The following is a 13,684-nucleotide window of genomic DNA, read 5'->3' as shown; positions in this document are numbered from 1 at the left end:
GCTCGACTTGCATGTGTTAGGCCTGCCGCCAGCGTTCAATCTGAGCCATGATCAAACTCTTCAATTAAAAGTTTTTTGAAACCGAAGTTTCGTGCTCAATGAATTCTGTATAAATTGACTATATAGTCACTCATAAGAAATTGAGACTCTAAATTTGTTTGCGTTACTTAGTAAACTAAGCTTCGCTGTTAGAACTCAACCTGTACGAGTGCCCACACAGATGATTGCTTTATATTGTTAAAGAACGTTGCGACGTTGTCGCTAGGGATGCGTATAATACATCCTTAATTTTTCGAGTCAACACTTAATTTTAAACTTTCTTTTTAGACCGTTTTAAACCCAAGTTTTACTTAACTCTCTGTCACTTTGTTCAGCGCTTTTCATTGCTGCCCGCCGTGTCAGTGGATGCGCATTATAGGGATGCGAAGAATTAACGCAAGCACTTTTTGAAGGTTTTTTTGAATATTTTCAAATTAGTACAATAACCATACAAATAAAGGGCTGCAGAGGGGTTTTAGCTCAAAAAGCAGTCATTTTTGTGAGGATAAAATGGCATAGAAAAAGCGACATACTTTAAATTAGGTATGTCGCTTTTTATTTTTATAAGGCGGATTAGTTAGTAGAAATTTCCCAAACAGCGATTGACCCCGAAATTTCATTACCAACAACGAGCAATGCTTCATTCGTTGCACTTTGTTCTGCAGGTATAAATGCCATACCTTCAGGAGCAAGATCACCTGTTATATCTGCATCAGCTTCTAGGCCACGATTAAAAAAGTAATCTTGGAATGTCACATTGTATGGATTAGTAATATCAAACACCATAATGCCACCCATACGCTCTAAACCAATAAATGCAAATGTACGTTCGCCAATCGTACCCAGTGCTAACGCTTCTGGTTCTGCACCTTTGTCATCAGAGCGACTATCACCGTCATTTTCATCTTCGTTATTATTGAATGCTGCTCCGTGAACTGATGCAGTAATACGTGAGATTTGATCGCCCGAGTCAAAAACCACCATGCCGTTACTATCCCAAATGGTAAAAGAGCGGGCACCATATGCATAGAGTGATTCATATTCGCCATTATTATCTTCATCACCTTTAACAGTGGTCACTTTTAAACGGCCAATATCACTGTTGTCATTGTTCAGGTAATCAAAATTGCTTGCCAGTGTTAAGTCTTTAGCTCTGGTTTCATCTATATATGATAAACAACCATCATCTTCATCATAATCTAGACCACCCTTTGCTAAACAATCAGCTTCGTCGGTTGTATCAAAGAAGTATTCTCGTGCATCACCTTCGTTCGCTGTGACAATGAAGTTAGCACCTTTCCAAGTAAAGCTTGAAATCGTATCAGGTTGATACATGCCATAGAGACCAGGGTACGATTTAAAGTTAACACCACCGTCTTTATCTGATGCATCAAAAAGTAAATTAGACCAATCTTTAAATCCTAAGCCTTTAAGCTCTAGGCTATTATCTTCAAGATTGACGATAGCAAGGGCGTTATTTTCTTGTAGTGACACGTAGGCAAACTTATTGTCTTTTGAAATGCTGATGTATTCAGGTTCTAAATCCATTGCTACGGTTGTATTAATCAAGTTACCGTTGATTGTCCGACCTGTCGGGTTAGCAAATACAATCCCAAGTTCTTCAAGCTCTGCTTGTTTGTCGTTATAAGCCGAAAAAGTAATGCTAATAGCAGTATCTGCAATTACACCATCATTAATATTAATAATGCTGATAGAGCCTTCAGGGTCAATACTGTAATCACCATTAGGTTCGCCTTCATTTGCAACCAATACTTTATTGCCATCATGGCTAAAAGTAACCATGTCGGGTAGGGCGCCAACAGTGACATTTTTAATAAACTGAGGCTCGTCGCCACTGATATCATAAAATGCGATTAAACCAGCATCACCGGTATTACTAGCTGCCATTGCGACGGCTAAAAGTTCATTATTAGCATCAATAGCGATACTGTTTGCATCACCCACACTGTGCTCATTAAGTGCAAGGGTAATCTCTGAGGTTAAATTAGTGCCATTTATAACCCCTTCGTTATCTTTAACTAAAGCTGCACGGTCAAAGCTATCGGCTTTCATGATATTAACGACCGCAGAATCACCGGAACTATTGATAGCAAATATTCGTTGTTTAGATGCTTGGTAAGCAACAATTTCCGCAGCACCTTCAGGGCTTTCTGCGTTCAGCACTGCACGGCCGATAAGATTTATAGTTAAAGCAGCGTTTGCATCTGTACCATTTGCTCCGTCAGTTCCGTTTGCACCATCGGTGCCATTTACCCCATCAGTTCCATTAGTACCATTTTGACCTGCAGGACCTTGTTCACCTTGTAGGCCGTCTTTGCCGTCGTCACCGTCTAATGAGCAGCCAGAAAGAATGGTTAAAAGTGATAGCGCAATAATTGATCTTTTTAACATTATTATTTTTCCTTGGAGTTGTATTGAGGCAATTACAACACGCAGGCATTACAACTATATGGCACTTTTATGAGAACAAAATTTTGTCATAAAAAAAGCGAGTATAAACTCGCTTTTTATTTATAAATTAGTAGGGTAGCTCATTACTTTTTAGTTGGGCGCTTCCAACCAGTAAGGTTACGTTGTTTACCACGAGCGACTGCAAGCTGATCATCTTCAACAGTATTAGTGATAACAGAGCCTGCGCCAATCGTTGCCATTGAGCCAATATTAACAGGGGCCACCAGTGATGAATTAGAACCGATAAAGGCGTTATCTCCAATAATGGTTTTTGATTTATTTACGCCATCATAGTTACAAGTAATAGTACCTGCGCCAATATTAACTTTTTCGCCAACTTCAGTGTCGCCTAAGTAGGTTAGGTGATTTGCTTTTGAGCCTTTGCCTAAGCGAGTCTTTTTCATCTCAACGAAGTTACCAATGTGCGAGTCTTCTTCCATAATCGCACCAGGGCGAAGGCGGGCATATGGGCCTAAAGTACATTTAGCAGCAACACTGGCTTCTTCAACAAGTGAGTTAGCTTTAATAACAACGTTATCGCCGATAGTACAATCTTTAAGTACGCAATTTGGCCCAATTTGTACGTTGTTACCCAGAGTTACTTTACCTTCGAAAATAACATTAACGTCGATCAGTACATCTTCGCCAGTCGTTACTTCACCACGTACATCAATACGAGCAGGATCAGCAAGTGTTGCGCCGTTTAGCATTAGTTCTTCTGCTTGCCATGCTTGATATGCACGTTCAAGCGCTGAAAGTTGTACGCGATTATTAGCACCTTCAACTTCCATCGGATGCTCAGGCTGTGCAGAGGTAATTTCAACACCTTCACAGTGTGCCATCGCAACAATGTCTGTTAGGTAGTATTCACCTTGGGCGTTGTTGTTAGATAGGTTACCTAACCAACGTTTAAGTAGCGCACCATTAGCAGCCATAATACCGGTATTGATTTCTTTAATCGCAAGTTGCTCAGGTGAAGCGTCTTTTTGTTCAACAATACCTACTAGCTTGCCATTTTCACGGATCATTCGACCATAACCTGATGGGTCATCTAAGGTAACCGTTAATACTGCTAAGCCTTTTTCTGGAGTCGCAGCAAGTAGCTTTTCTAAGGTCGCGCGTTTTGTTAGTGGCACATCACCATAGAGAATTAATACGGTGTCATCATCGGCAATGTGTTCTTTAGCAACAGCGACAGCATGACCCGTACCGAGTTGCTCTTCTTGTAATACCCAGTTTACTTGGTTGTGCGATAGGGCTTCTTGAAGCTGCTCACGGCCATGACCATAAACAAGATTTGTTTCACGAGCGCCAAGGGCAGTGGCATTATCAATAACGTGCTGAACCATAGGTTTGCCAGCAACTTTGTGTAATACCTTAGGTAGAGCAGAGCGCATACGGGTGCCTTTACCCGCAGCAAGAATAACGGTAGTCAGAGACATTAAAACAATATCCTTCTTTCTTTGTTTTAGGTGTGCAATATTTTGTGAGTTCTGGAAAACATACAAGTTGTGTAAGTCACATCATGTGTAAATACTCAATCCTAATGTGTTGGACTGAACCTTGAATGAAACAGCTATTCACTATTAATTTACACTATTGTAGCGAGCTTTGATGAAGGATATAAGTATAAATATAAAGTAGGGCGCTAAGCGGTGAATTTTAGACACAAAAAAGCCCACGTTAAGTGGGCTTTTCGAAAACCGAGTAGGCTTACTTTTTACGTAATTGTTGAATTACGCGAAGTTGAGCGATTGCTTCAGCAAGTTGCACTGCAGCTTGTTGATAATCTAACTCAGCAGTTGACGTATTCGCCATTTGCTCTTCAGCATCACGTTTAGCTTTTTCAGCCGCTTGCTCGTCTAGGTCTTCACCACGTACTGCAGTATCTGCAAGAATCGTGATGCGATCCGGTTGAACTTCTAGCGTGCCGCCAGCAATATACATCACGTCTTCGTGACCAAATTGCTTAACTAAACGTACCATACCAGGTTTTAGGGCAGTTAATAATGGAGCGTGACCATAGTTAACACCAAGGTCACCTTCACTACCACTCACTTGAATCGATTCAACCAGACCAGAGAACAAGCTCTCTTCTGCGCTTACTACGTCAAGATGTACAGTCATAGCCGCCATACTACCCTCCTAATTACATGCTTTTGGCTTTTTCTTGAGCTTCTTCAATAGAGCCAACCATGTAGAACGCTTGCTCTGGCATATCATCAAACTCACCGTTTAAGATACCTTTGAAGCCAGCAATTGTGTCTTTAAGTGACACGTATTTACCAGGCGCGCCTGTGAATACTTCAGCAACGAAGAACGGCTGAGATAGGAAACGCTGGATTTTACGTGCACGAGATACAACTTGCTTATCTTCGTCAGAAAGCTCGTCCATACCTAGGATTGCGATGATGTCTTTAAGTTCTTTATAACGTTGAAGAACTGTTTGAACGCCACGCGCTGTATCGTAGTGCTCTTGACCGATTACTAGTGGGTCAAGTTGACGTGAAGATGAATCAAGTGGGTCTACCGCAGGGTAGATACCAAGTGAAGCGATATCACGAGAAAGTACTACTGTTGCATCTAAGTGAGCAAACGTTGTTGCTGGAGATGGGTCAGTTAAGTCATCCGCAGGTACGTATACCGCTTGGATTGAAGTGATTGAACCCGTCTTAGTAGATGCGATACGCTCTTGAAGTACACCCATTTCTTCAGCAAGAGTTGGTTGGTAACCTACTGCTGAAGGCATACGACCTAGAAGTGCTGATACCTCTGTACCCGCTAGAGTATAACGGTAGATGTTATCAACGAAGAAAAGTACGTCACGACCTTCGTCACGGAACTTCTCTGCCATAGTAAGACCAGTTAACGCTACGCGTAAACGGTTACCCGGTGGCTCATTCATTTGACCGTATACTAGAGATACTTTGTCTAGTACGTTTGAGTCGTTCATCTCATGGTAGAAGTCATTACCCTCACGAGTACGCTCACCAACACCTGCGAATACTGAGTAACCGCTGTGCTCGATTGCGATGTTACGGATAAGTTCCATCATGTTTACGGTTTTACCTACACCGGCACCACCGAATAGACCAACTTTACCACCTTTAGCGAATGGACATACAAGGTCGATTACCTTGATACCAGTCTCTAAAAGTTCTACTGAACTTGATTGTTCTTCATAAGAAGGTGCTGCACGGTGAATAGACATACGCTCTTCTTCACCAATTGGACCAGCTTCATCAATAGGGTTACCTAATACGTCCATGATACGACCTAGTGTCTTCGTACCTACTGGAACGTGGATTGGCTGACCTGTACCTTCTACTGCAGTACCACGACGTAAACCGTCAGTAGTACCAAGTGCGATACCACGTACCACACCGCCACCTAGCTGTTGTTGAACTTCTAAAGTTAAACCAGCTAAGTCGCCATCTGTTACTTTTAGTGCGTCATATACGGCTGGCACGTTGTCTTGTGGAAATTCGATATCCACAACGGCGCCGATAATTTGGACGACCTTACCTAAACTCATGTCTATTCCTCTCATTAAACTTTGCCGAAGCGTTAAACTGCTGCCGAACCGCCAACAATCTCACTAATTTCTTGTGTGATTGCAGCTTGACGAGCCTTGTTATAAACAAGCTGTAACTCATCCATAAGGTCGCCTGCGTTATCAGTTGCAGCTTTCATTGCAACCATACGGGCAGCCTGTTCAGAGGCAGCGTTCTCAACTACACCTTGGTATACTTGAGACTCAATAAAGCGTACTAACAGAGCTTCTAAAATCGCTTCTGGGTTTGGCTCATATAAGTAATCCCAAGAATGTTGAGATACTTCTTCTTCAGCTTTTGGCAAAGGGAGTAACTGATCGATTGTTGGCTCTTGCTTCATAGTATTAACGAACTTGTTAAATACTACGTATAAGCGGTCAATTTTACCTTCAGAGTATGCATCTAGCATTGTCTTTACAGGACCAATAACGTCTTGTAGTGAAGGTGTATCTCCTAAGTTCGCTTTTTTAGCGACTAACTTACCGCCAAAACGTTGGAAAAAGCCAGCTGCTTTGCTACCTAAAGTAGTAAATTCAGCTTCAACGCCTTTTTCTTTCCACGCTTTAACATCTAGGGCAACTTTTTTGAACTCGTTTGAGTTCAAGCCACCACATAGACCACGGTCAGTAGAGATAACAATATAACCAACTCGTTTTACTTCACGCTCTTCTAAGAAAGGGTGAGTAAAATCAAGATTTGCTTGAGCAACACGACCAATCACTTGGCGTAAGTTTTCAGCGTATGGACGGCTTGACGCCACACGTTCCTGCGCTCTTTTCATTTTAGACGCAGCAACCATTTCCATTGCGCTGGTGATCTTTTGAGTATTCTTGATACTCCCGATCTTGCTTTTAATCTCTTTTCCGCTGGCCATGACTCTCTCTCCGAATCAGGTGGGCTTTAGTTGCCTAAAGCTCACCATTCATAACTAAATTACCAAGTTTGCGTCGACTTGAACTTCTCTAGAAGTTCTTTAAGTTGAGCTTCAATCTCAGCGTTGTAGTTACCAGTTTCATTGATTTGAGCCATTAGCTCTGCGTATGTGCTGTTTGCATAAGAAATTAGGCCAGCTTCGAAATCCATGATTTTCGAGATTTCGATGTCTTTTAGGTAGCCTTTTTCAGCAGCAAATAGCGACAGAGACATTTCAGCAACAGACATTGGTGCGTACTGTTTCTGCTTCATTAGCTCTGTTACGCGCTCACCATGCTCTAATTGAGCACGTGTTGCATCGTCAAGGTCAGACGCGAACTGCGAGAACGCAGCTAATTCACGGTACTGAGCTAACGCTAGACGGATACCACCACCTAGTTTCTTAACGATTTTAGTTTGCGCTGCACCACCAACACGAGATACCGAGATACCAGCGTTAACAGCTGGACGGATACCTGAGTTGAATAAGTCAGTTTCTAAGAAGATCTGACCATCGGTGATAGAGATAACGTTTGTCGGTACGAACGCAGAAACGTCGCCGCCTTGAGTTTCAATGATAGGCAATGCCGTCAATGAACCTGTTTTACCTTTCACTTCACCGTTAGTGAACTTCTCAACGTAATCAGCGTTTACACGTGATGCACGCTCTAGAAGACGTGAGTGAAGGTAGAATACGTCACCTGGGTATGCTTCACGGCCTGGTGGACGCTTAAGTAGTAATGAGATTTGACGGTAAGCAACAGCTTGCTTAGATAAATCATCATATACGATTAGCGCGTCTTCACCACGGTCACGGAAGTATTCACCCATAGTACAACCAGAGAATGGTGCTAGGTACTGAAGTGCCGCAGATTCAGAAGCAGATGCAACAACAACAATCGTGTTTTCTAATGCACCGTGCTCTTCTAATTTACGTACTACGTTAGCGATAGTAGATGCTTTTTGACCAACTGCAACGTACACACACTTAACGCCTGTACCTTTTTGGTTGATGATAGCATCGATTGCTAATGCAGTTTTACCAGTTTGGCGGTCACCGATCACAAGCTCACGTTGACCACGACCTACTGGGATCATCGCATCGATAGATTTATAACCAGTTTGTACTGGCTCATCTACTGATTGACGTTCGATAACGCCTGGTGCGATTTTCTCAACAGGTTCAAAACCGTCGTTATCTAAAGCGCCTTTACCGTCGATAGGTGCACCTAGTGTGTTAACAACACGACCAAGTAGACCACGACCAACAGGAACCTCTAGGATACGACCAGTTGATTTAACTTTTACGCCTTCTTTAAGGTCAGCGTAAGGACCCATTACTACAGCACCTACTGAGTCACGCTCAAGGTTTAGTGCGATAGCATAACGGTTGCCAGGAAGCTCGATCATCTCACCTTGCATACAGTCAGCAAGACCGTGGATGCGGATGATACCGTCAGTAACAGATACGATAGTACCTTCGTTACGAGCTTCACTTACAACTTCGAACTGCTCAATACGTTGTTTGATCAGATCTGAAATTTCAGTGGAATTAAGTTGCATGCTCTTTTTCCCAATTACGATTGTAGTGATGTAGCTAAGCGGGCTAATTTGCCACGTACTGAGCCGTCGATTACAGTGTCACCCGCCTTAATGATAAGACCGCCAACAACTGTAGTATCTTCACTACAATTCAGCTTAACTTTGCGTGCGAAACGTTTTTCAAGTGCCGCTACCAATGTTGCTTGCTGCTCAGCAGCAAGCGGTGTTGCAGAAATCACATCAACGTCGATTTCTTTGTCGTAGTCCGCTTTAAATTCAGCGAATAACTCAGCAACAGCAGGCAGTGCAACTAAACGTCCATTTTCAGCCATCACCTTGATTAGGTTCTGACCTTGTTCGTTGAGCTGCTCTGCACAGATCTTGATAAACAGATCTGCTTGTTCAGTAGCAGTAGGCAATCCAGCTAGCGCGGCAGCGGCTTGCTCGTTGCTGGCAACGTGGCCAGCAAAGAACAGCATGTCGTTCCAACTTTCAACAGTGCCTTTTTCAACGGCAAGTTCAAAAGCCGCTTTAGCGTATGGGCGAGCGATAGTAGCCAATTCAGACATGCTCATACCCTCCTAATTACAGCTCAGCGACAAGTTTTTCAACGATGTCACTGTGTGCGGCTTGATTGATTTCGCGCTCTAAAATCTTCTCAGCACCAACCACTGCCAGCGTCGCTACTTGTTTACGTAGTTCTTCTGTTACACGGTTACGCTCTGCTTCGATTTCAGAGTGCCCTTGAGCAATAATTTTTTCACGCTCTTGTTGACCACGAACAGTTTCTTCGTCAACGATTAGCGTGGCACGCTTTTTAGCTTGTTCAATGATATCAGCCGCTTGAGCTTTTGCCTCTTTAAGCTGCTCAGCAGCTTTCTTTTGCGCAAGTTCTAAGTCTTTTTCGGCTCTATCAGAGGCAGCTAAACCATCTTCGATTTTCTTCTGGCGAGCTTCAATTGCACCATTTAGTGGTGGCCATACGTATTTCATACAGAAAAGTACGAAAACCGTAAATGCAATTAATTCACCGATAAGAGTGGCTGTTAAGTTCACGACCGCTCCTCCTTAAAATAGTAAGCTGTTCAAAAAATAATATTAAAGTACGAACAACAATACCATTGCGATACCAACACCGATCATAGCTACGGCATCGATTAGACCAGCAAGGATGAACATCTTAACTTGTAATGAAGGTGCAAGTTCAGGTTGACGAGCACAAGCTTCTAGGAATTTACCACCCATGTTACCGAAGCCGATTGCAGTACCGATTGCACCGAAGCCGATAAGTAGAGCAACAGCGATATACTTAAGACCTAATACTAGTTCCATTTTTTTCTCCAAAGTTTCAATTGTAAATTAAAATTAAATTTTAAAAGTGTAAAAAATTAGTGATTATCTGAGCTTGCCATGCTTAGGTATACGATTGTAAGCATCATGAATACGAATGCTTGCAGTACGATTACTAAGATGTGGAATACAGCCCAAATAAAGTGCAACGGTAGTTGCATTAAACCAACTGCGCCGATCAAGATGAAAATCAACTCACCAGCATATAAGTTACCGAATAAACGCAGTGCTAACGAGAACGGCTTAGCAACTAAAGCGATTGTTTCTAGTAATAAGTTACATGGGATTAAGAACACCATTGCTAGCTTGTTATTAGAGCTAAACGGGTGAAGCGTTAATTCAGCTAAGAATCCGCCAATCCCTTTGATTTTGATTGCGTAACCGATCATCAGAATGAATACACCAATAGCAAGTGCAGCAGTCATGTTGATGTCTGTTGTAGGTACAATCTTCATGTAAACGTCGTGAGAATCCATACCAAATGCTTGCTCGCCAACAAAGCCAGCGAATGCAGGTAGGAAATCAACCGGAATCAAGTCCATTAAGTTCATTAAGAACACCCAAACGAAAATCGTTAGAGCTAATGGAGCGATTAATGCGCTTTTACCGTGGTATGTGTCACGTACGTTGTCGCCAACGAACTCAACGATCATTTCAATGAAACACTGAAATTTACCAGGTACACCGGTATTTGCTTTCTTAGCGGCACTACGGAAGATCCATAAAAATACAAGACCTAGACCGATTGACCATGCGAGGGTATCTATATTCCATGTCCAGAAACCACTGTCTGCACACGCTTTGTTGAAGGCAAGACCAGCGTCGGTCGAGCACATCTTAGCGTTAGTTAAGTGGTGCTGAATATGGCTTGATAGAGTTACTTCTTCTGCAGCCATGTTATATCCCAAAAGTTAATGATTAAAAAAAACGGGCGCAAACAATCCGCTAAATAACACCAATACATAAACACAGAAAAACGGTAATAAAACGACCGTGTAAGACTTCAGTATCAGTGCAAACAAAACGATTGTTAGCATAAATTTTAATCCGTTGCCGCGCTTTAGCGAGGCATACACTTGATTTACTCGACTTGCACCCATATAACGGAATGCATAGACAGCAAATACAAAATTAGGGAGTAGTGCAACAGCTCCGCCAGCAAGCGCTGACTGGCCGGCATTGACTCCCCAACCTATAAAAACAATTACTGCAGCGATTAATGCTACGATACCCTGAAGACAAATTAATTTAAATGCGGCAAGCCTATACGGCCTTGCTAACCTATTAGTCACGTTTTGTTAACCTTTAGAACGTTAAATTGTCAGGGTATGAAAACTGGCGAAATTATACTGATTCCTACCAGTTTTGCAACTTGAGTCGACCCTTTGTAGTGCAAAAACACCACAAATGTCTCTTTTTGGACATGTTATTAATTAATGACGGGAATAGTCTTAATTTATACGGCTTAAAATGCCATCCAACTCATCAAGAGTTGTATAAGAGATAACCAGTTTGCCTTTGCCTTTTTTATTGTAGTTTATTTCTACTTTGGCGCCTAAATTTTCAGCAAGTTTTTGTTCTAACTGTTTGACATCCGGATCTTTTTCTTGCACTTCTTTTTTCGGAGCTGGTTCTAAGATAGAGCGAACTAATTTCTCAGTTTCACGAACAGTCAACGCTTTAGCAACCGCTAATCTAGCAGCATCTGACTGCGCTTCGCCTTCAAGTGCCAATAAACAACGTGCATGACCCATTTCGATGTCGCCATGCTCTAACAGGATTTTAACATCTTCGTTAAGATTATTTAGACGTAGTAAATTAGTCACAGTCGTACGTGATTTACCAACAGCTTCGGCGACTTGTTGATGAGTGAGTTCAAATTCGTTAAGTAAACGATTCAATGCAATCGCTTCTTCCATCGCGTTTAGGTCTTCACGTTGGATATTTTCAATCAATGCGATTGCAACGGCAGCTTCATCTGGTACATCTTTGATGATACATGGAACAGCATCTAATTTTGCAAGTTGAGCAGCACGCCAACGACGTTCACCAGCAATAATTTCATATTTGTCTGCACCAATTTGGCGCACAACAATTGGCTGAATGATGCCTTGAGCACGAATTGAACTGGCTAACTCTTCTAGCGCTTCTTCAGACATGTCTTTACGCGGTTGATATTTACCCGATTGTAAAAACTCAATCGCTAATTTTTGCAGCTCACCTTTGCTTTGCTCTGCAACAACTTCTGAGACTTGCTCTGGTGTTGCTGTCGCTTGTTGCTGATTATTTGCACTTGGGGCAGGTTTTGATGAACTTAATAAAGCGTCGAGTCCTCGGCCTAAACCGCGTTTTTTAGCAGACATGTTATTTTTTTACCTCGAAGTTAGGCTACTGCTGAAGATGTTTTCTCTTTTCTACGTAACATTTCGCCGGCTAGGGCTAAGTAAGCTTTAGCACCACTTGATGCACGGTCATAATACATGGCAGGGGCACCAAAACTCGGCGCTTCTGCTAAACGGACATTACGTGGGATAACGGTACGATATACTTTATCGCCAAAATGTTGTTTTAGTTGTTCTGATACATCATTTGCAAGGCGATTGCGCGGATCATACATGGTGCGCAAAATCCCTTCAATTGTTAACGCTGGATTTACTAGCTTAGATAGCTGAGTAATGGTATCCATTAATGCCGTTAAACCTTCAAGGGCATAATACTCACATTGCATCGGAACTAAAATCGAATCTGCGGCAGCCATTGCATTAACAGTGAGCATGTTAAGTGAAGGCGGGCAGTCGATAAAAATGAAATCGTATTGATCTTGAATTTGTTCAAGCGCATTACGTAAACGCACTTCACGAGCAAACAATTCCATTAGTTTAACTTCAGCGGCAGTCACATCGCCATTAGCAGCAATTAAGTGATACTCACCTGAGGTTTCTTTATTGATCACTTCATCGATTGGTGTTTCTTCAATCAATAAATCGTAAATAGTCGCAACATCACCGTATTTATCGACACCACTACCCATGGTAGCATTTCCTTGCGGATCAAGATCGATTAATAACACTTTACGCTTCGTCGCGGCCATCGATGCCGCGAGATTCACAGCGGTGGTTGTTTTACCAACACCACCTTTTTGGTTTGCTAATGCGATGACTTTTGCCACAGTGCTCTGATCCCTAGTCTTTAGATAGAATGATTAGATGTCTTTGTGCATCTAACTCAGGTACTTCCAAGCTGATTTTTTCATCAAACTTAATACCTTTAGGTAATGAGTCTAGTTCTTCGCTCGGAAATACGCCTTTTAAGGCGATAAATTTACCTGAATGATCAATCAAGTGCGCACACCAGTCAACCATATCTTGTAAAGAGGCGAATGCACGACTTAATACACCATCTAATTTAACACTTGGTTGATATTCTTCAACTCTAGACTGCACTGGGGTTACATTTTCAAGGCCAAGTGCATGTTTTACCTGCATCAAAAAGCGCACGCGTTTACCTAAACTATCTAACAATACAAATTGTGTATCAGGTAAAGCGATGGCTAATACGATACCCGGTAAACCAGGACCCGTACCTACATCAATGTAATGTTTGCCTTTAAGGTGTGGTGCAACAACTAAGCTATCCATAATATGCTTAACCATCATTTCTTCAGGTAAACGAACAGAGGTTAAGTTATAGGCTTTGTTCCACTTGTCTAATAATTCAACATATTGCACAAGTTGTTGTTGCTGTTTTTCTGTTAGCGCAATATCAGTTTGCGCTAACAGCGAAGTTAATTGTTGTTGTAACACTGTATTCCTCAC

Annotated in this window: 14 protein-coding genes and 1 rRNA gene; all 15 read right to left on the bottom strand. The window is 42.1% G+C overall.

The window, feature by feature from the left end; all coding sequences use genetic code 11:
• Positions 1–67, bottom strand: a 16S ribosomal RNA gene (locus HUS62_RS19585); the annotation flags it as partial.
• A 545-nt stretch (positions 68–612) separates the two neighbouring features.
• Positions 613–2,451, bottom strand: a complete 1,839-nt coding sequence (locus tag HUS62_RS19580) for a choice-of-anchor I family protein (protein ID WP_175080870.1) — start codon at positions 2,449–2,451, stop codon at positions 613–615.
• Between the two features lie 143 nt (positions 2,452–2,594).
• Positions 2,595–3,953 carry a bifunctional UDP-N-acetylglucosamine diphosphorylase/glucosamine-1-phosphate N-acetyltransferase GlmU gene (glmU, locus tag HUS62_RS19575; protein ID WP_175080869.1) on the bottom strand — a complete coding sequence of 453 codons (1,359 nt, stop codon included), beginning with the start codon at positions 3,951–3,953 and terminating at the stop codon, positions 2,595–2,597.
• 271 nt (positions 3,954–4,224) lie between these two features.
• Positions 4,225–4,647 (bottom strand): F0F1 ATP synthase subunit epsilon, encoded by a 423-nt coding sequence (locus HUS62_RS19570; protein WP_054554812.1) that lies wholly within the window; start codon positions 4,645–4,647, stop codon positions 4,225–4,227.
• Positions 4,648–4,660: 13 nt separating this feature from the next.
• Positions 4,661–6,046 (bottom strand): F0F1 ATP synthase subunit beta, encoded by a 1,386-nt coding sequence (gene atpD / locus HUS62_RS19565; RefSeq protein WP_054554811.1) that lies wholly within the window; start codon positions 6,044–6,046, stop codon positions 4,661–4,663.
• A gap of 32 nt (positions 6,047–6,078) precedes the next feature.
• On the bottom strand, positions 6,079–6,939 hold the full coding sequence (atpG, locus tag HUS62_RS19560; protein WP_054563740.1) for a F0F1 ATP synthase subunit gamma: 861 nt from the start codon (positions 6,937–6,939) through the stop codon (positions 6,079–6,081).
• A gap of 59 nt (positions 6,940–6,998) precedes the next feature.
• Positions 6,999–8,540: a F0F1 ATP synthase subunit alpha gene (gene atpA / locus HUS62_RS19555; RefSeq protein WP_175080868.1), complete on the bottom strand. Its 1,542-nt coding sequence runs from the start codon at positions 8,538–8,540 to the stop codon at positions 6,999–7,001.
• 14 nt (positions 8,541–8,554) lie between these two features.
• Positions 8,555–9,088, bottom strand: coding sequence for a F0F1 ATP synthase subunit delta (gene atpH, locus HUS62_RS19550; protein WP_054554808.1), 534 nt, complete (start codon positions 9,086–9,088; stop codon positions 8,555–8,557).
• Between the two features lie 16 nt (positions 9,089–9,104).
• Positions 9,105–9,575: a F0F1 ATP synthase subunit B gene (atpF, locus tag HUS62_RS19545; RefSeq protein WP_054554807.1), complete on the bottom strand. Its 471-nt coding sequence runs from the start codon at positions 9,573–9,575 to the stop codon at positions 9,105–9,107.
• Positions 9,576–9,617: 42 nt separating this feature from the next.
• A complete protein-coding gene (gene atpE / locus HUS62_RS19540) occupies positions 9,618–9,851 on the bottom strand; it encodes a F0F1 ATP synthase subunit C (RefSeq protein WP_004335261.1) in 234 nt (77 codons plus the stop codon).
• 56 nt (positions 9,852–9,907) lie between these two features.
• The gene (gene atpB / locus HUS62_RS19535) at positions 9,908–10,765 is read right to left on the bottom strand and encodes a F0F1 ATP synthase subunit A (protein WP_054554806.1); all 858 of its coding nucleotides are present in this window, start codon (positions 10,763–10,765) and stop codon (positions 9,908–9,910) included.
• A 15-nt stretch (positions 10,766–10,780) separates the two neighbouring features.
• Positions 10,781–11,161 (bottom strand): ATP synthase subunit I, encoded by a 381-nt coding sequence (locus tag HUS62_RS19530; protein WP_054554805.1) that lies wholly within the window; start codon positions 11,159–11,161, stop codon positions 10,781–10,783.
• Positions 11,162–11,320: 159 nt separating this feature from the next.
• Positions 11,321–12,232 (bottom strand): ParB/RepB/Spo0J family partition protein, encoded by a 912-nt coding sequence (locus HUS62_RS19525; protein ID WP_054554804.1) that lies wholly within the window; start codon positions 12,230–12,232, stop codon positions 11,321–11,323.
• A gap of 20 nt (positions 12,233–12,252) precedes the next feature.
• Entirely contained in the window at positions 12,253–13,038 is a 786-nt protein-coding gene (locus HUS62_RS19520) for a ParA family protein (protein ID WP_054554803.1), read from the bottom strand.
• A gap of 13 nt (positions 13,039–13,051) precedes the next feature.
• Positions 13,052–13,672: a 16S rRNA (guanine(527)-N(7))-methyltransferase RsmG gene (rsmG, locus tag HUS62_RS19515; RefSeq protein WP_054554802.1), complete on the bottom strand. Its 621-nt coding sequence runs from the start codon at positions 13,670–13,672 to the stop codon at positions 13,052–13,054.
• Positions 13,673–13,684: the final 12 nt, after the last annotated feature.

The organism is Pseudoalteromonas sp. 0303, from assembly GCF_013349995.1.
Classification (GTDB): Bacteria; Pseudomonadota; Gammaproteobacteria; order Enterobacterales; family Alteromonadaceae; genus Pseudoalteromonas.
Note: the sequence above shows the minus strand (reverse complement) of the source record. Positions and strands in the feature narration are given on the sequence as shown.